General features: G+C 52.4%; 16 protein-coding genes. 10 read left to right on the top strand and 6 right to left on the bottom strand.

The features are described 5' to 3' along the window. Window positions 1-207: 207 nt before the first annotated feature. Both E1N14_RS21680 and coaD read right to left on the bottom strand, forming a co-directional pair. Window positions 208-1,701: a capsule assembly Wzi family protein gene (locus E1N14_RS21680; RefSeq protein WP_025009079.1), complete on the bottom strand. Its 1,494-nt coding sequence runs from the start codon at window positions 1,699-1,701 to the stop codon at window positions 208-210. A 5-nt stretch (window positions 1,702-1,706) separates the two neighbouring features. Continuing rightward, the gene (coaD, locus tag E1N14_RS21685; RefSeq protein ID WP_025009078.1) at window positions 1,707-2,198 is read right to left on the bottom strand and encodes a pantetheine-phosphate adenylyltransferase; all 492 of its coding nucleotides are present in this window, start codon (window positions 2,196-2,198) and stop codon (window positions 1,707-1,709) included. 764 nt (window positions 2,199-2,962) lie between these two features. Between coaD and E1N14_RS22130 the strand changes: the two genes are divergently transcribed. Genes E1N14_RS22130 through E1N14_RS21710 form a run of 6 tightly spaced genes read left to right on the top strand, consistent with a single transcriptional unit; the run spans window position 2,963 to window position 7,890 of the window. After that, window positions 2,963-3,694, top strand: a complete 732-nt coding sequence (locus E1N14_RS22130; RefSeq protein ID WP_247600981.1) for a glycosyltransferase family protein — start codon at window positions 2,963-2,965, stop codon at window positions 3,692-3,694. Then, a complete protein-coding gene (locus tag E1N14_RS22135) occupies window positions 3,654-4,178 on the top strand; it encodes a glycosyltransferase (RefSeq protein WP_247600979.1) in 525 nt (174 codons plus the stop codon). Before E1N14_RS22130 ends, E1N14_RS22135 begins: the two co-directional genes overlap by 41 nt. A 24-nt stretch (window positions 4,179-4,202) precedes the next feature. After that, on the top strand, window positions 4,203-4,577 hold the full coding sequence (locus E1N14_RS21695; RefSeq protein WP_025009077.1) for an HAD hydrolase family protein: 375 nt from the start codon (window positions 4,203-4,205) through the stop codon (window positions 4,575-4,577). 35 nt (window positions 4,578-4,612) lie between these two features. Continuing rightward, window positions 4,613-6,169 (top strand): capsular biosynthesis protein, encoded by a 1,557-nt coding sequence (locus E1N14_RS21700; RefSeq protein WP_144128846.1) that lies wholly within the window; start codon window positions 4,613-4,615, stop codon window positions 6,167-6,169. Then, on the top strand, window positions 6,166-6,891 hold the full coding sequence (locus E1N14_RS21705; protein WP_025009076.1) for a glycosyltransferase family 2 protein: 726 nt from the start codon (window positions 6,166-6,168) through the stop codon (window positions 6,889-6,891). Before E1N14_RS21700 ends, E1N14_RS21705 begins: the two co-directional genes overlap by 4 nt. Window positions 6,892-6,927: 36 nt before the next feature. Next, window positions 6,928-7,890: a WavE lipopolysaccharide synthesis family protein gene (locus tag E1N14_RS21710; protein WP_062793655.1), complete on the top strand. Its 963-nt coding sequence runs from the start codon at window positions 6,928-6,930 to the stop codon at window positions 7,888-7,890. Window positions 7,891-7,989: 99 nt separating this feature from the next. Here the strand turns inward: E1N14_RS21710 and E1N14_RS21715 are convergent, their stop codons facing one another. The 3 genes from E1N14_RS21715 to E1N14_RS21725 are packed head-to-tail and all read right to left on the bottom strand — an operon-like array spanning window position 7,990 to window position 11,236. Further along, window positions 7,990-9,099, bottom strand: coding sequence for a glycosyltransferase (locus tag E1N14_RS21715; protein ID WP_062793654.1), 1,110 nt, complete (start codon window positions 9,097-9,099; stop codon window positions 7,990-7,992). After that, complete coding sequence (locus E1N14_RS21720) at window positions 9,096-10,166, bottom strand: hypothetical protein (protein ID WP_062793664.1); 1,071 nt, start codon at window positions 10,164-10,166, stop codon at window positions 9,096-9,098. The genes E1N14_RS21715 and E1N14_RS21720 overlap by 4 nt, the downstream gene beginning before the upstream one ends. Window positions 10,167-10,189: 23 nt before the next feature. After that, the gene (locus E1N14_RS21725) at window positions 10,190-11,236 is read right to left on the bottom strand and encodes a glycosyltransferase family 9 protein (RefSeq protein WP_025009075.1); all 1,047 of its coding nucleotides are present in this window, start codon (window positions 11,234-11,236) and stop codon (window positions 10,190-10,192) included. Between the two features lie 85 nt (window positions 11,237-11,321). Here E1N14_RS21725 and E1N14_RS21730 point away from each other — a divergent pair, with 85 nt between their 5' ends. Beyond that, window positions 11,322-12,038, top strand: coding sequence for a 3-deoxy-D-manno-octulosonic acid kinase (locus tag E1N14_RS21730; RefSeq protein WP_062793653.1), 717 nt, complete (start codon window positions 11,322-11,324; stop codon window positions 12,036-12,038). On the opposite strand, the gene waaA is transcribed toward E1N14_RS21730, so the two are convergent. Beyond that, on the bottom strand, window positions 12,024-13,295 hold the full coding sequence (gene waaA, locus E1N14_RS21735; protein ID WP_062793652.1) for a lipid IV(A) 3-deoxy-D-manno-octulosonic acid transferase: 1,272 nt from the start codon (window positions 13,293-13,295) through the stop codon (window positions 12,024-12,026). The two genes, E1N14_RS21730 and waaA, sit on opposite strands and share 15 nt — an antisense overlap. A 119-nt stretch (window positions 13,296-13,414) precedes the next feature. Between waaA and E1N14_RS21740 the strand changes: the two genes are divergently transcribed. The 3 genes from E1N14_RS21740 to tdh all read left to right on the top strand — a co-directional run bounded on the left by E1N14_RS21740 (window position 13,415) and on the right by tdh (window position 16,501). Next, window positions 13,415-14,059, top strand: a complete 645-nt coding sequence (locus tag E1N14_RS21740) for a TetR/AcrR family transcriptional regulator (protein ID WP_025009072.1) — start codon at window positions 13,415-13,417, stop codon at window positions 14,057-14,059. Between the two features lie 199 nt (window positions 14,060-14,258). Beyond that, window positions 14,259-15,452: a glycine C-acetyltransferase gene (locus E1N14_RS21745; RefSeq protein ID WP_025009071.1), complete on the top strand. Its 1,194-nt coding sequence runs from the start codon at window positions 14,259-14,261 to the stop codon at window positions 15,450-15,452. A 23-nt stretch (window positions 15,453-15,475) separates the two neighbouring features. Further along, the gene (gene tdh / locus E1N14_RS21750) at window positions 15,476-16,501 is read left to right on the top strand and encodes an L-threonine 3-dehydrogenase (protein WP_025888990.1); all 1,026 of its coding nucleotides are present in this window, start codon (window positions 15,476-15,478) and stop codon (window positions 16,499-16,501) included. The last annotated feature ends 33 nt before the right edge of the window (window positions 16,502-16,534 follow it).

Below are 16,534 nucleotides of genomic sequence, written 5' to 3' on the forward strand. Positions count from 1 at the left end.
ACAGGAAGTAGGTCTGGATGCAATATAACTGTAGTTTCTTAAGGCCAAATTACGTCAATGCCGTTTTTTACGCAATCATTCCGATTAAACTTGGTAACATTTTCTTTACGAGCATAAAAAAGCCGGCTAGGCCGGCTACACTTGGTAACATTCTTATGGCTGGGATTAAAAAAGCCGGCTATACCGGCTTAGTTAAGCAGTTGTCACTCAGAACCTGTACTCATAACTACCAAACAAACTGGCATCGTTATCGTTATAAGTTGCAAACTCTGAACGGGAAGCTGTGCCACCAAAAGTCATCATCCCCTTCAGCAAGGGCATACGATAGCTGAGTTCCAACATCAGCAGATCTTCCTTGGCGGGTTTTGGGGCCCAACCATTATTTCGGTTTTTACCGTCTTTGTTGAGCTGAGCATAGCGCAGGTAGGCGTTAATACCATGGCTGTCGGCAAATTGACCCACCAAGCCCAGAACGTAGACCTTGGCATCGCTGTCATAGGTAGAACCCAAGGAACGTTTGTAATAACGGGAACCACTCAAATAAGTGCTGTGCTCATAGAAACAGTTGAACACATTGGGATCTCCGCCACAGGCAACCAGAGTATCCGTATACTCAAAGAACAGCTTATATTGCTGCTGCGCCAGGTTGAAGCGGGTATCGGCGCCCATCAACACGGCGCAGTCGGCAATCTGCCATGGCGCCGAACCGCTGGAGTCTTCACAGGTGCGCTCCAGATAGAGACCAAAAGGCACGTTAAACAGGGTATCGGCATAACGAACGTCGAAGCCCGCCATCTGGTTGCCTATCTTGGTATTCATTGAAGGGTCGCAGTTCGGGTCACCATCAGCACACTCGGTTCCACCGGAAATAGCATCCCAGAATGAACCAAAGCCGCAATCCTGTCCCTCTCCACAGAATTGTGTGGTCCAGGAAAGGCCTATTTCCAACTGTTTGAAGGGCCTGACACTGCCGCGCATATTCCACAGCAGTGTGTCTTCAACGGCTCTGTCGTCATTCATCCAACTGACACCTGCGGTCAGGGTCCAGGGGCCAATCCAGGATAGCCAAGGGGTTTCAAAACCCGCAGCATTATTACGACTGAGCATGATAGATGGCATAGGGCGAGCATTGTTTGACTTGTGCAAAGCCGAATCAAACCCAGGGCCCCACCACTGCTGCACTGCACCCGCAGTCATTATCCAGTTGCCCAGCACCAGCGCCATGTAGGAGTCATCCAAACGGGCACTCTCATCATCCTGGGCGTCATAGGCGCCGGTTCCCGCAGCCTTGAAGGCAAAACGCTCTCCGACATATTCATATGAGGCGCTCAGTTGGCCCTTTTCACGGTAGTCAGAGCCAAAATGTTGAAACCGGGCGGCATCCGTGGCTGCCGTCGCCTTGATAACAGCATTGCCGCGATTTTCTATCGCCTGACGATAGTAAAAATTCACTCTGGAAAAAGCATCAGTCAACGCAGGAGTGAGGGTTGCCGGCTCAACCTTGGCCAAATCGGCACCGATACCGGCCCACATCAAGGGGTAAGTATTAACGGGAACCGTGATCACCCCGGCATCAGCCAGCGCCTGAATATCGGCTCTCAAATAAATGTCTGAACTATCGACCCAAGGTGCCGCATGGCTCGCAGCGCTCATACCCAGGCCTGCGGCCAGCATCAGGCTCTTGTACAAAAGACTTCTCATTAACTTTAACTTCCTTGCTTTTTGACTCGGGCAACCAAAGCCTTGGCAACATCCGGATGAACAAACTGGCTGACATCGCCGCCATGCAGCGCGACCTCTTTAACCAGGGTAGATGAAATAAACGAGTTTTCTTCCGCCGGAGTCAAAAAGACACTCTCCAGTTCTGGGTGGAGCCGACGATTCATATTGGCTAATTGAAACTCATATTCGAAATCAGAAACCGCGCGCAGCCCACGAACCAGTACATTGGCGCCTTGTTCTTTGGCAAAATCTACCAGTAGCCCGGTAAAACCAACCACCTCCACATTATCCAGGTGCGCAGTCACCTCATTTAGCATGGCGACCCTTTCTTCCAGAGTGAAGCAAGGCTGCTTGGATGGACTGGCTGCCACGCCTATCACCAAGTGAGAAAACAGTGCCGCGGCACGTTGAATAAGATCCGCATGACCATTGGTAACGGGATCAAAAGTTCCGGGATAGATGGCGCGTGTGAGCATAAGGATACCGACGTAATATTACTCGAATACAGAGGCCAGATCCTAACCGCTCGCACTGTGTTTGTGAATACGTATTAGGCGTCCACATAACGGCTTACGGCTCAAGCCAACCCCAGTCAATCCTCTACGACCTGAGATCTACCCAACTTTTGTGCTTGGTAACGTCCTTGTGGCCTTCTCTTTTGTAGAGAGTGGCTTGCACAGCATTGGCGTTCAAGGCATCTGACTGAAAGCCTGCCTAAGTCGGATAACGCAGAGAACCGGTTGCTGTGAAAGCCAGAGTGCCACGAGGACTTGTTCGCACCTTCCCTAAGGCTTCCATACACTGAAATCCTTTATGACTACATAAAATTGAGAGTGATGTAACGAGCGGAATACTGAAATATAAGCCACTGAACCTATGACTTATTATTCATGAAAGTACGAATAAGTCCTCGATGCTTCCTACGTGTACTACATCAAATAACGCCGAAATCCACTATAGATATAATTAACCCGGAATAGCATTCGGCCATGGAGAATAATAAAAAGTATTTTACCATGACAGAAAGCATTGAAACCCAACCAACAATTACAGTATCCACGCCCTTAAAAACAAGATAAAAACCAAACCAAAAAAACAACAAATAGAAAACATTAAGAATAAAAAGGCAACATCATTATCTTATTAAAAACACCAAGACTTTATTCCAGATATAAATTTTGAATTAGTTGTCTTGGCTAACTAAAATGCCGTCTTCAGCAATATGTTTGGGTCAGGTCTGATGAGTAAGTTAAGAGTAGCACTTCTGGTTGATGAGTATTTTGGTGGAGCCAAAACAAAGTTTGGGGGATATGGTTTTCTTGCCCGTCATTTGGTTGCCAAATATCTGCCCGGCGACGATATTGATGTCGAAGTGCTGCTTAAAAAAGACTGTGGTAAAGTCAGGCTCATTCCCAAATGCCATATGATAGACGGTATCAAAGTCTATAAATTAGCCGCCAGGGCTTTCGATTTTATTAACTATTTGTTCTTGAAAAAAAAGCAATATGATGTCTTCCTGTCTATTGAAATGACGACTCACTCATATCGTATATTCAGCAAGGCCCCTGGTAAAAACAAGAAGTTGCTGTTTTGGATTCAGGATCCACGTCCCACTTATGAATGGGATGAAATAAATACCGTCAAGCTGTTTCCAGAACCCTGCTATTGGGATCAACAAGTCTATGATTTTGTACATCAATACGCTAAGACGGGCAATATTCGTTTTATCAGTCAGGCCAGATGTTTAGACCAAAAAGCCAAAGACTTGTATCGCCTGCCAGCCGATACCGAGATTCAGTATCTGCCCAACCCTATTGAAATAGATGAAAATTTCGACCCGGATTATCATCAAAAACAAGACAATATTTTGTTCCTTGGCCGAATAGAATCAGTAAAACGCGGGTTGGTTGTTTGCCGAAATTGCCCGAGCCATGCCACAGTACCAATTCTACATGTTGGGGCAGGCACATAGACAGGCCGATGAGAACAACGCCGTGATGGCCAAGTATCAAGACATACCCAACCTGCACTTTGTCGGTCACGTTGAAGGCGAGCGTAAAAATCAGCTGCTGAAAGATGCCAAGCTGCTGGTCAATACCTCTATTCATGAAGCCTTGCCCGTGTCATTTCTCGAGGCCTTGTCATACGGAACCTTATTGGTCAGTTGTCAAAACCCGGATGAATTGACCAGTCGCTTCGGCATTTATACCGGCAAAGTTTTGGGGGATGGCTTCGACAAATTGCCGCTATTCATCGAAGGGATTGAGCAGTTGCTGCAGAATGAAGCCAAACGCCAGACTCTGGCCAAGGAAGCCATTGCCTACATCAAAAAGGTGCACCATCTGGACAAGTTCAAGCAAGATATGTCCAAAGAGATACGGGCACTTAAGTCCCAAAGCCGGCAAGTGCAAAGTCCGCATGCAACTGGCTCAGCCTGGCCTCGCACAGTACAATAAGGTTTTTATCCTATTGGGGCAGAGATGAAACGACTCATAGTCGACCTTGACGGCACCCTCACTCAAGGTGACAGCAAGGATTACAGCGCGGTGTCACCGCGCTTGGATGTGATAGCCAAATTGCGTGAATATCAGGCGCAGGGGTTTGACATTGTTATCTCCACCGCTCGCAATATGCGCACCTTTGAGGGGAATGTTGGCAAGATCAATATTCATACCCTGCCGGTGATCACCGCTTGGCTCGATAAGCACCAGGTTCCCTACGATGAAATTCTGGTGGGTAAGCCTTGGTGTGGTCATGAGGGTTTCCATATTGATGACCGGGCGATAAGACCATCAGAATTTGCCAAGTTGAGCCGGGAGCAGATAGAAGAGTTACTGGCGGACGACAAAGCATAGGGCCAAGCATGTATCTGATAACTTCTGCAGCACTCGTGGCATCTGAACTCCAGTCTGAATTCGGGCCACTGCCGCCCTGTTTTTTACCGGTAGGCAATAAACGGCTGTTTCACCATCAACTGGCCCTGCTTCCCGAGGGAGCGAGAGTGGTGATGACACTGCCAGAGGGTTTTATTCCAGGACCCTATGATACCCAGACATTGGCAGAAAAGCAGGTAGAACTCCTGTACCTGCCGACTCACTTGAGTCTGGGGGAGTCGATAGTCTATGCCCTCAATCTGCTGGAATTTGCCACGACCGAACCCTTGTATGTGCTGCATGGAGACACCTTGTTCGATGCCCTGCCACAGACCCCGGATCTGCTCGGCCTGAGCCAAGTTGAAGACAACTATGATTGGGCCGAATTCAATCCGGATACCGGCATGCTCAATAAACACCATAGTGATCAGCCACCATCCAGTGAATTGATCGCCAATGGTTTTTTCAGTTTTTCTGCACCAAGAGCCCTGATCCGCCATATCACCCAATGCAAGTGGGACTTTATCGCCGGACTCAACGGCTATATTGCCGAAAAAGGCCTCACCCCCGAGCGCTTCGAGCATTGGTATGACTTCGGCCACAGTCATACTTACTATCAGTCCAAGAGCCGAATGACCACCCAGAGAGCCTTCAATGAGATGTCGATTCAGGGACAGGTGGTCAGTAAATACAGCCACAAAAAGCGTAAACTGGCTGCCGAGGCCAACTGGTACACTGAGCTGCCAGGGCCGCTGCGCAGTTATATTCCACAATTACTCGGCACCCAGGAAACCACTGAATCCTTTGGCTACAGCATAGAATACCTGCATCTGACGGCGCTCAACGAGCTGTACGTCTTCAGCCAACTGCCGGCGTTTGCCTGGCGTAAAATACTCAGAGCCTGCAGCCAGTTTATCAAGGATGCAGCCAGTCAAAAGGCGCAACCCAAGCCGACCCTGGATGGCTTGTTTATGGCCAAGACCCGCTCACGCCTCAAGGAGTTTGCCAAGCAAACGCCGCTGGATCTCCACCAACCCATCGTTTTTAACGGCCAACTCAGGCCCAGCATCTATCAACTGGCCGAAGCGACTCAGGCGCAACTTCCTGGTGACAGTGGTCAACTCAATGTGCTGCACGGTGATTTTTGCTTCAGTAATATTCTCTACGACTTTCGCACCTGTAATATCAAGGTGATAGATCCTCGCGGCATAGACGGCGACGAGCAGCAAACCATATATGGCAACAGCCTCTACGACATCGCCAAACTGGCCCATTCTGTGATGGGACTGTACGACTCCATTATCGCCGGCTACTTTCGGACGCAGCTCGACGGTCAAGCGCTCAACTTCGATATTGCGGTGACAGAGAGACGGGAACAGATCATGGCCGACTTCACCCAACTGATGGCCAGTGAATTCGGTGTCAGCGAAAGCCAACTCTACGCCATGCAGATCCAGCTATTTCTGTCCATGCTGCCACTGCACAATGACAGACCCGACAGACAATTGGGCTTTATCGGCAATGCCTATCGCCTGTATGATCGCCTGCAAAGCTGCACAGGAGCCCAATTATGATAGTCATCCCCATGGCCGGACTCAGTTCCCGTTTCTTCAAAGCTGGCTACCAGGAACCCAAGTATATGCTGCCGGCCCATGGCAAGCCTCTATTTGACCATGCGCTGCTAAGTTTCAGCCGCTATTTTGCGACCATGCCGTTTCTATTTATCGTGCGCGATGTCTATAACACTCCGGAGTTTGTTGAAAAGCGCTGCCGGCAACTGGGGATCAAGGATTACCGTATCGTCTCGCTCACGGAAGCGACTCGAGGACAGGCCGAAACCGTCTATTTGGGGTTAACGGATGTCGACCCGCAAACCCCGCTGACCATCTTCAATATCGATACTTTCCGCCCGGGCTTTAGCTTTCCTGCCATCACAGAGCATTGCGACGGCTATCTTGAAGTGTTCAAGGGTGAAGGCAGTAACTGGTCATACGCCAAACCTGCCGCTGTAGATTCGACGCTCGTCGTTGAAACCGCAGAAAAAAGGCCGATTTCCGATCTGTGCAGTACAGGTCTGTACTACTTTCGCCATGCCGCCGATTTTTGCACAGCCTATACCCAGGAGGCCGCCAAGCCCGCCAGCGAGTGGCAAAAGCAGGAGCTGTATATAGCGCCTTTATACAACTACCTGATAAGTCAGGGTAAGCAGATCCATTACCATCTGATTGAACGCGATGAAGTGATTTTTTGTGGTGTTCCTGAAGAATATCTATCCCTGCTGGCACAAGCCGATTAGCCAGGCCCCTTTCGACGACAATTCAGACGCTTAATTATGGCAATCAATTTCAGCGATATCACAGTGGTAGTGCAAGGCCCGGTTCAAAGCTACCAGGAAAGAGCCCAGGAAACAGGCATTACCCATAAGTGTTTGCAAAGCATCAGAGAGCACCTGCCCGGTGCCAAGATTATTCTCTCCACCTGGGAGGGGCAGGATTGCAGTGGGCTGGAGCCGGATCTGCTGCTGCTCAATCAGGACCCAGGTGGCAACATAGTGGCCTATGATGCCGCCGGCAAACCGCAAAAACTCAACTTCAACCGCCAAATTGTCTCCTCCGCCGAAGGACTCAAACGGGTAAAAACCCGCTATGCCGTCAAACTGCGCTCGGACAATTTCCTGACCGGCAAGGGTTTTGTGGCAGCCCAGGGCAAGTATCCCGTCCGCAATGCCGCCGACAGCTATTTCCAGGAAAGAGTCGTAGTCAATACCAGCTACTTTCGGCGTTATGCCGAAGGGCAGAGAGTCGTCAGGCACCCGAGTGACTTTTTCCACTTTGGGCTCAAGGAAGATCTGTTGAAGATATGGGACCTGCCACTGTTTGCCGATCTCGAATACGACCCTTCGAGAAGCGGTCAGGCGCAATATCATGGCGCCCCTTTGACCTGCCCCCATGCAGAGCAGATTTATTGTGATATCTGGCTGAGACGCCTGGATCCAGCATGGCCCAAGCTGGAGCACAGGCACCATTTTGATGCCGCTATGGATGAGCAGTGGGATAGATTTATGGCTTCCAATCTACTGGTGCTGGAGCCTGAGCAGATTGGGCTTGGTCTGATAAAGCGCTTTATCCCCAAGAGCAAGCGCCCCAACGAGATGAGTCATCTCGACTGGCAACTGCTCTACCAGCACTATTGTGACCCTAAGTTTCCGGCTTCCAAACTGGCCCTGTTCAGTACTCTGGGATGGCGACGCATGCTGAAAATGCCTTTCAGCTACCTCAAGTTCAGACTCGGTTAACGGGTTCCGGCAAATAGCCCTTGCACGCCAGAGAGCAGGCCGGGTTCGTTCGTACAATCCTAAATAAAAAGGGCCGAATCAGCCCTTTTTTAATCTTTGTTACTCTGAGTCCGGCCCGTTGAGTAATGCCAGATATTGCTCAGCAACCCGCTTGGCACCCACCTGCTGCAGTATCTCGGCCGTAGCACAGTCCGGATAATCATTCAGCGCCGCATCCATGGCCTTGGCCAGCGCAGCAGGTTCCCTACGGGGTACCAGATAACGGCTAAACTCCCCGGTTAAGATCTCTTTCGGGCCATGACGGCAATCGCTGCTCACCACAGGGGTTCCCACAGCCAGTGATTCTATCAATACCGTTGGCAAGCCTTCATAGTCGGAACTGAGCACCAACAGACGGGCATTTTTGATCCAGGGGTAGGGGTTGGTCTGGAATCCCGGGATGATCACCCTGTCACTGACCCCAAACTTATGCGCCGCCTTGAGTGCCTTCTTCTTGTTGTTACACAACAATACCAATGGCATAGGGTTTTTCATCTGCTTCATGGCAGCAAAGAGCACATCGTGGCGTTTCTGCCGGGCAAAACGGCCGACATGGATCATATAATCCCCTGTCGGCATATCTGCTGGCACTTGTTGTGACAAGGCCTGGATCTTGTCCAGCTCAAACGGATTGTAAATAGTCTGCACCGAAGCGGGCTTGATCCGGCCCACTTCCGTTATCTCCCCGGCGATCCCTTTGGAAACCGTCACCAATTTCTGACCATTGAGCGCCTTCTTGGCCTTGAGCATACTCAGATAGGCAAATGGCCCCAACTTGCGCTGCCTTTGCAACTCCTCTTCAATCGAGTTGTGCACTATGCAGTAGAGTGGCGCCACACAGGCGCGAGTCATCAACAGGTTGGTCTTGTCCAGATTGGAGAGAAACAACTCGAATGTGCCATGTTGCTGCTGTAGTTGTTCAATCCAGCTCTGCACTCTGGCAACCGATGATTTCAGGCGCCAGAAACTGTCGATATTGCGCTCTTTGGCATCGAAACAGAAATGCACCGCCAGGGCGGCGGGCACTTCGTGGTGACAGTCGTTATGCAGCACCAGCAGATGAGGCTCGTGTCCCATCTGCTTCAAGGTTGTGGCCAGCGTCAGCATTACTTTTTCGGCGCCGCCACCGGCGAGACTGTCTATGGCAATGGCGATTCTTCTGCCTGTCATGCTTGATTCTCCAGCAACGCCTTAAGCGCATCTATAGTGAGCTGTAGCCCGTTCATGTCCGGTTCTGCGGCCATGGCTTGTTGCAACTTCTGCCCCATATCCGGCGACAACAGGGCCTGTACTGCCGAACTCATCTGTTCGGCCTCGGCCTGCAGCACCAACCCCTTGTCTGAACAGACACGAATTCGCGCCGGCTGATCTTTGGACACGGCAACGGCCAGGGTATTTTTACGCAGTGCTATGGCCTGCAGCAGGGTATCACCGCCACTGAGAACCGCCGCGCGCGAAGCCACCAGCAAATTGATAAAGTCGGCATTGGCCAACGAGGAAATAGCTATGACACCGGGAGCCTGCGGTAAATCCTTGGGATAATTGGGGCCAAACACCATCACCACAGGGATCCCCGAGGCTTGGTAACAAGCCTCGGCGGCGGCAAAGAAATAATCGGCTGCCAGCTTGTCATTGAGTTTATGGCCGCCGGAACCGGCGTTGAACAGCAAAAATTCGCCCTCATTCAAGCCATACTGTTGCAGCAAAGTCTGCTGCCGCGCTTCATCCGGCGGGGTAAATACAGGGCCGATACACACAGGTTCCGGCTTACCAATTAGCTTTAGCTTGATACTTTCCCAGGCGCCGATAGGGCCGATAACAAACTCAGGCTGTACGACCAAGTGGCTGTCTGTGACCCTGGCGCGCCCTACTTTCATACCCCGGCTGCGCTTGCGCTTGTGCTGACTGAAGAAGATCACCTTGGCGCCCAAGTTGTGGGCATGGCTCAGTTGTGACTTACGGCCAGAGGCGTCAAACAGCACCACATCGGGAGCAAACTCATCCATAATGCCATTGACTGCCTTGACCTCCTTGGTGGGCGTCCGGGCCAGCAAATCTGCCGGATAGGGGCAAGTCTTGGCGTAGGGAGCTTCCCGGCTGAGAACAAAGCGAATATCCGCCTGTGGCCAAACCCGCTTCACTTCATCGGCGATGATCAAGGAGCGCATATACTCACCCATGCCTTCGGCAGAAGACACGGGCACAAACAAAAACTTTACTGCGGATTGGGCTGTCATAGGCTTATTCATAGACTGATACTTCAAAGACGAAAGTCGGCGGCCACGCGATCGAACATGCTGCACACCTGCTCCACAGAGATCAACTCCATCAGATGTTCACCTTTGGCTCGTGTGCCCCAAGGAACCTGATGGCCCGGGAACTGCTGCGCTATCGCTTGCTCATAGGCACTCACCACATATTCCTTCCAAGTGTATGGCCCGGTGCGCCCGGGGTTGGAATGGGCATAGAGACCGATAACCGGCGTCGCTTGGGTCACCGCCATATGCGCCGGACCAGTATCCGGAGCCAACACCAGGCTGGCCCGCTCCAGAATAGCCAGCAACTGCACCAGAGATGTTTTGCCAATCAAGTTAGTTGGCGGCTGCTGACACTGGGCGCTGATGTCCTCAGCCAGCTGTTTTTCCAATGCACTTGGGCCACCGCAGAGCAACACCTTGAACCCGCGTTCAAACGCATGGTTGGCCACGGCGGCATACCGCTCCGGCAACCAGTTGCGTTCGGCCTTACTCGCCGCCGGGCAGATGATAAAAGTCTTGTCATCATCAGCGACCCACTGACGAGCAAACGCCTTGTCCTCTTCCGGCAGCGGGATATGCCAGCTGGGGCTCAAATCTGTTACTCCCAATTTGGCGGCAAAACCCATAAAACCTTCCAGCACGTGTGGCGTTGCCAGCGGAGCCACCTGTTCATTGGTCACCAGCCATTGCCCTTCTTTGGCTCTGGCCCGGTCAAAACCTATGCGCACCTTGGCGGGGATCATCAATGAGGCTATGGTAGCCCGCAGCGCCACCTGCATGTGCAACAGCACATCGAAGCGACGTCCCTTGAGCGCCCGCCGCAGATTGAGATAACTCTTCCAGCCTTGGCCTTTGTCGAACACCACAAACTCAACTCCGGGCAGGTGCTTGAGCAACTGATATTCTATCTTGCCTATCACCCAGGTGATGGCCAGTTGCGGGTACTGGCGCTGAATCGCCTGCACCATGGCTACGGCATGACAAACATCACCAATCGCCGACAGGCGCAGCAAACAGAGAGATTGAATTTTCGCGGGGTCAAGGCTCATGGACAGAATCGGCTTCTTGGGTGCAAACCCCAGATCTTAATGTAGAATAGACCCAGGTTCCACGCTTATAACGAACAAATAGCCGATGCAGATTAAAAACACCGCCAAGGGTTGCCTGGCGCTGAGCCTTGCCGCCCCACAAGCCCTGGATGAAACCTGGTTTGACGAATCTTTTTGGCGGCAACAGCAAGCGATTGTCGGCTCATCCAAGGGGCGTTACACCACCTGGTTTGTTGAGCATGAGAAACAGCAATGGGTATTGCGCCACTATTGGCGCGGTGGCTTGATGGAAAAGTTCAGCAAAGACGCCTACCTGTTCACAGGCCTCACCAAGACCCGCGCCATGGCAGAACTGGCGCTGCTGGAGCAACTCTTTGAAGAAGGTTTACCTGTGCCCGAACCCATTGCCGCCAAAGTGGAACGCTTCGGGCTCTGGTACCGGGCCGACATTCTGATCCGCCGCATTCATGGTGCCGAGGATCTGGTGGCTCTGCTGCAAAAACAGGCCATGTCCCGCCCACAGTGGCAACAACTCGGCGCCTTGATTGGCCGTTTTCATCAGCGCGGTGTCTACCATGCCGATCTCAACGCCAAAAACATTCTCAGCAGCAACCAGGGCTTTTATCTGATTGATTTTGACCGAGGTGAGTTGCGAACCCCGGCCGATGGCTGGCAACAGGCCAATCTCAGTCGGCTGCTGCGCTCCTTCAACAAGGAAAAACGCAAACAGCCCGAGCTGCAATTTACTGAAGAGAACTGGCAGTGGCTGCTGGAAGGCTACCGCGGCTCAGCGAGTGCCTGACAACAAGGCCTGAGCCAACTGCAATTGCTTCTGCAGTGCTCCTCTGTTGCTGCTAACCACTTCCAAGCCGGCTTGGGCGGCGCGGCGTCTCGCATCGCTATCCTGTAACAGTGCCGTTATGCCACTCGCCAGCGAGGAAGCATCTTCAACCAATTGCAAGGCTCCGGCATCTTGCAGCAGACGGGTTATCTCGGCAAAGTCCCAATGATGAGGGCCAACAAATACCGGTAAGCCCAAGGCTGCCGGCTCCAGCGGATTATGCCCGCCATTGGTGATCAGGGTGCCGCCGACAAAGGCCAGATCGCCGCAGGCATATAACCCCAGCAGCTCCCCCATGGTATCCCCTAGCAGCACCTGAGTCTCGGCAGCTAGCTCGTGGCCGCTGCTGCGCCGCACATAGGCAAACCCGGCCTGCTTGATGGCCGTGGCGGCATTATCGAACTGCTCCGGGTGTCTCGGTACCATGATCAATAAAGCCTCGGGCCACAATGCCAACAAGCGTTTATGGCACTCCAGCATGGCCGCAAATTCCCCAGGATGAACACTGCCGGCAACCCATACCGGGGACGAGGCGCGCCCCCACAACTGCCTTTCGCCTCTGGCCTTGGTTATCTTGTGCTGATCCAGCTGCAGGTCGAACTTGAGGCTGCCGCAAACACTCAGCTTGTCGCCGGCAACCCCGAGGGCGATAAAGCGTTCGGCCTCGGCTTGGGTCTGTACAGCTACCTTATCCAGTAGCTGCAACATGGGCAGGCTAAGCCCGGCCCACTTTTGGTATTTGGCGGCCGACTTGGCCGACAACCTGGCATTGGCCAGCATGATGCCGGCGCCCTGTTTTTTGGCCTGATGCAGTAAGTTGGGCCAGAGTTCAGTTTCCATCACTATCAGGTTGGCAGGCTGGAGCCTGTTCAGAAAACGCCGCACACACCAGGGAAGATCGAACGGCAGGTAACAATGCTGCACTGTGTCACCAAATGCCTTATTCACCTCGCGGGAACCTGTGGGGCTGGTGGTCGTTACCGTGACAGATAAGTCAGGGTTGGCTTGCATCAATGCCTTGATCAGCGGCACTGCTGCCAGGGTTTCCCCCATGGAAACAGTATGGATCAACAGGTCTGTCGGTTTGGCCTTGAACAAGCCGAATCGCTCGCCCCACCTGCCGCGGTAATCCGGGCTTTTCAAGGCCCTAAATGCCAGATACAGCAGTAAGAGTGGTGACAACAGATACAGCAAGAGTGAGTAACGACTAAGGTTCATTGGCGGGATAATTGAGTTTTGCCTGATGGATTGTCACAATGCTAGCATAATACCCGAAGCAGCATAACCAAGAGCCATTCGCCGGATTGCGGATGATGCCGCAACCATTTAGGACTCAGATGAAAACCCGCGATAAAATCATCCAGGCCAGTCTGGAACTCTTCAACGAACACGGCGAACGCTCCATCACCACCAATCATATCGCGGCCCATCTGGGAATAAGCCCGGGCAATCTCTATTACCACTTCCGCAACAAGGAAGACATTATTCGCTGCATCTTCGCCCAGTATGAAAATCATCTGGAACTGGGGTTTCAACCCTATGAAGACAGGCAAGTCGATGTCGAGTTGTTGATTGGCTATTTCGATGCCATGTTCTATACCCTGTGGCAATTTCGCTTTATGTACGCCAACCTGGCCGACATCCTCAGTCGCGATGAGGCCTTGAAAAAGCGCTATCTGGAAGCCCAGCAAAAGGTGCTGACCCGCTCTAGCCATGTGCTGCAGCTACTATGCCAGGATGGCTTTCTACAGCTGGAGCAAGACAAGATCTCCAGCCTGGCCGATACCATCAAGATGATAGTCAGTTTCTGGATCAGCTATCAGCTGACCCAATCCAGCATAGCCAATATTACCAAGTCTTCACTCTATGAAGGCCTGCTCAGGGTGCTGATGATCTTCAAGGCCTATGCCACTCCCAGTTCCACCTCGACCTTCGAGCGCCTGGAGCAGCACTACCAAACTTTGGCTCACCAGCAAGACTAGCGCTGCAGCCTTGGGCATCTGTCATTCAGGTGCCTTTCTCCTTCTCTACTTCCTTAGTTTTTCTCATCTGAAACAAGCACTAGCCCTAATCTGATTTATCCCTGTCGGCTCAGCTTAAAAAAGAGTGTTGAGCCATTGGCTTTAGGGTTAAAATGCCACCACTCCAATAAACAGAATAATCCAATCAAGGAGACTTAAGGTGGCATCTACCTCATTCTACGATCAGATCAACCAACAGCTTGCCGACGTCAAGGCCGAAGGCCTGTACAAGAGCGAGCGTGTAATAGTTTCTCCGCAGCAACCGGCCATTCGCGTCAACGAAGCAGAAGTTATCAACTTCTGCGCCAACAACTACCTGGGCCTGGCCAATCACCCTGAATTGATCAAGGCGGCGCAGGCCGGGTTGGCAGACCATGGCTTCGGCATGGCCTCGGTACGTTTTATTTGCGGAACCCAGGACATTCACAAGCAGCTGGAAGCCAATCTGTCCGAGTTTCTCGGCATGGAAGATACCATCCTCTACTCCTCCTGCTTCGATGCCAACGCCGGTCTGTTTGAAACCCTGCTGGGCCCGGAAGATGCCATAGTGTCGGATGCCCTGAACCACGCTTCTATCATTGACGGTGTCCGCCTGTGTAAGGCCAAGCGTTTCCGCTACGCCAACAATGATATGGCCGACCTGGAAACCCAACTGATCGCCTCCCGCGATGCCGGTGCCCGCCATATCTTGATAGCGACAGATGGGGTGTTTTCCATGGATGGGGTTATTGCCAACCTCAAGGGTATCTGTGACCTCGCCGACCAATACGGCGCTATGGTCATGGTCGATGACTCCCACGCCGTTGGCTTTATCGGCCAGAACGGCCGCGGCACCCACGAATATTGCGATGTGATGGGGCGTATCGACATCATCACTGGCACCCTGGGTAAAGCGCTGGGCGGCGCTTCCGGCGGCTTCACCGCGGCCCGCAAAGAAGTTGTCGATTGGCTGCGTCAGCGTTCACGCCCTTACCTTTTCTCCAACTCACTGGCGCCTTCCATCGTCAGCGCTTCGATTCGGGTGTTGGAGATGCTCAAAGAGGGCCAGGAACTGCGCGAAGCGGTATGGGAAAACAGCCGTTATTTCCGTGAAAAAATGGCTGCAGCCGGATTCACCCTGGCCGGTGCCGATCACGCCATAGTGCCGGTCATGCTGGGTGATGCCAAGTTGGCCAGTGACTTCGCCAACCGCCTGCTGCAGGAAAACATCTATGTCATCGGCTTCTCCTTCCCGGTAGTACCCAAGGGACAGGCCCGTATCCGTACCCAGATGTCGGCGGCTCACAGCCGTGAACAGCTGGACAAGGCCATCGAAGCCTTCACCCGAATCGGTAAGGAGATGGGTATCATCTGATACCTATCCCATGGAGTAACATGATGAAAGCACTGAGTAAACTCAAGCCTGAACAAGGCATCTGGATGGTAGACGCGCCCAAACCTGAAATGGGCCATAACGATCTGCTGATCAAGATTCGCAAGACCGCCATTTGTGGTACCGATGTGCATATCTACAACTGGGATGAGTGGTCACAAAAGACCATCCCGGTTCCTATGGTTGTCGGCCATGAATATGTCGGCGAAGTTGTGGATATGGGTCAGGAAGTTCGTGGCTTCAATATTGGTGACCGAGTGTCAGGCGAAGGTCATATCACCTGTGGTCACTGCCGTAATTGCCGTGGTGGCCGTACTCATTTGTGCCGTAACACAGTGGGGGTTGGGGTTAACCGCGAAGGCGCCTTCGCCGAATATCTGGTGATCCCGGCCTTCAACGCCTTCAAGATCCCCGATGATATCAGCGACGATCTGGCCGCTATCTTCGACCCCTTTGGCAATGCGGTACACACAGCGCTGTCGTTTGATCTCGTCGGTGAAGATGTGCTGATCACCGGAGCCGGCCCCATAGGCATTATGGCCGCCGCGGTTTGTCGCCATGTCGGTGCCCGCCACGTAGTTGTCACAGATGTCAACGAATACCGTCTGGAACTGGCGCGCAAGCTGGGAGCAACCCGAGCCGTCAATGTGGCCAAGGAAAAACTCGAAGATGTGATGAGTGAGCTCGGCATGACAGAGGGCTTCGATGTCGGCCTGGAAATGTCCGGTGTGCCATCGGCCTTCCACTCCATGTTGGATACCATGAACCACGGTGGCAAAATTGCCATGTTGGGGATCCCGGGTGGCGATATGGCCATAGACTGGAGCAAGGTCATCTTCAAGGGGTTGGTGATAAAGGGCATCTATGGCCGGGAAATGTTTGAAACCTGGTACAAGATGGCCAGTTTGATCCAGTCCGGATTGGATATTGCGCCTATTATCACCCACCATTACAAGGTGGATGACTTCCAGCAGGGCTTCGATGCCATGCGCTCAGGTCAATCCGGCAAGGTCATTCTCAGCTGGGATTGATCCTCAAACAGGGCGCTGTACTCATGCAGCGCC

It is taken from the genome of Shewanella algae, assembly GCF_009183365.2.
Classification (GTDB): domain Bacteria; phylum Pseudomonadota; class Gammaproteobacteria; order Enterobacterales; family Shewanellaceae; genus Shewanella; species Shewanella algae.

Bases quoted from the DNA above. Each gene is read 5' to 3' on its own strand.
- E1N14_RS21710 (WP_062793655.1), top strand. From the start codon at position 6,928: ATGGCAATCAATTTCAGCGATATCACAGTGGTAGTGCAAGGCCCGGTT.
- tdh (WP_025888990.1), top strand. From the start codon at position 15,476: ATGAAAGCACTGAGTAAACTCAAGCCTGAACAAGGCATCTGGATGGTA.
- E1N14_RS21705 (WP_025009076.1), top strand. From the start codon at position 6,166: ATGATAGTCATCCCCATGGCCGGACTCAGTTCCCGTTTCTTCAAAGCT.
- E1N14_RS22135 (WP_247600979.1), top strand. From the start codon at position 3,654: ATGCCACAGTACCAATTCTACATGTTGGGGCAGGCACATAGACAGGCC.
- E1N14_RS21740 (WP_025009072.1), top strand. From the start codon at position 13,415: ATGAAAACCCGCGATAAAATCATCCAGGCCAGTCTGGAACTCTTCAAC.
- E1N14_RS21725 (WP_025009075.1), bottom strand. From the start codon at position 11,236: ATGAGCCTTGACCCCGCGAAAATTCAATCTCTCTGTTTGCTGCGCCTG.
- E1N14_RS21680 (WP_025009079.1), bottom strand. From the start codon at position 1,701: ATGAGAAGTCTTTTGTACAAGAGCCTGATGCTGGCCGCAGGCCTGGGT.
- waaA (WP_062793652.1), bottom strand. From the start codon at position 13,295: ATGAACCTTAGTCGTTACTCACTCTTGCTGTATCTGTTGTCACCACTC.
- E1N14_RS22130 (WP_247600981.1), top strand. From the start codon at position 2,963: ATGAGTAAGTTAAGAGTAGCACTTCTGGTTGATGAGTATTTTGGTGGA.
- E1N14_RS21720 (WP_062793664.1), bottom strand. From the start codon at position 10,166: ATGACAGCCCAATCCGCAGTAAAGTTTTTGTTTGTGCCCGTGTCTTCT.
- E1N14_RS21730 (WP_062793653.1), top strand. From the start codon at position 11,322: ATGCAGATTAAAAACACCGCCAAGGGTTGCCTGGCGCTGAGCCTTGCC.
- E1N14_RS21715 (WP_062793654.1), bottom strand. From the start codon at position 9,099: ATGACAGGCAGAAGAATCGCCATTGCCATAGACAGTCTCGCCGGTGGC.
- E1N14_RS21695 (WP_025009077.1), top strand. From the start codon at position 4,203: ATGAAACGACTCATAGTCGACCTTGACGGCACCCTCACTCAAGGTGAC.
- coaD (WP_025009078.1), bottom strand. From the start codon at position 2,198: ATGCTCACACGCGCCATCTATCCCGGAACTTTTGATCCCGTTACCAAT.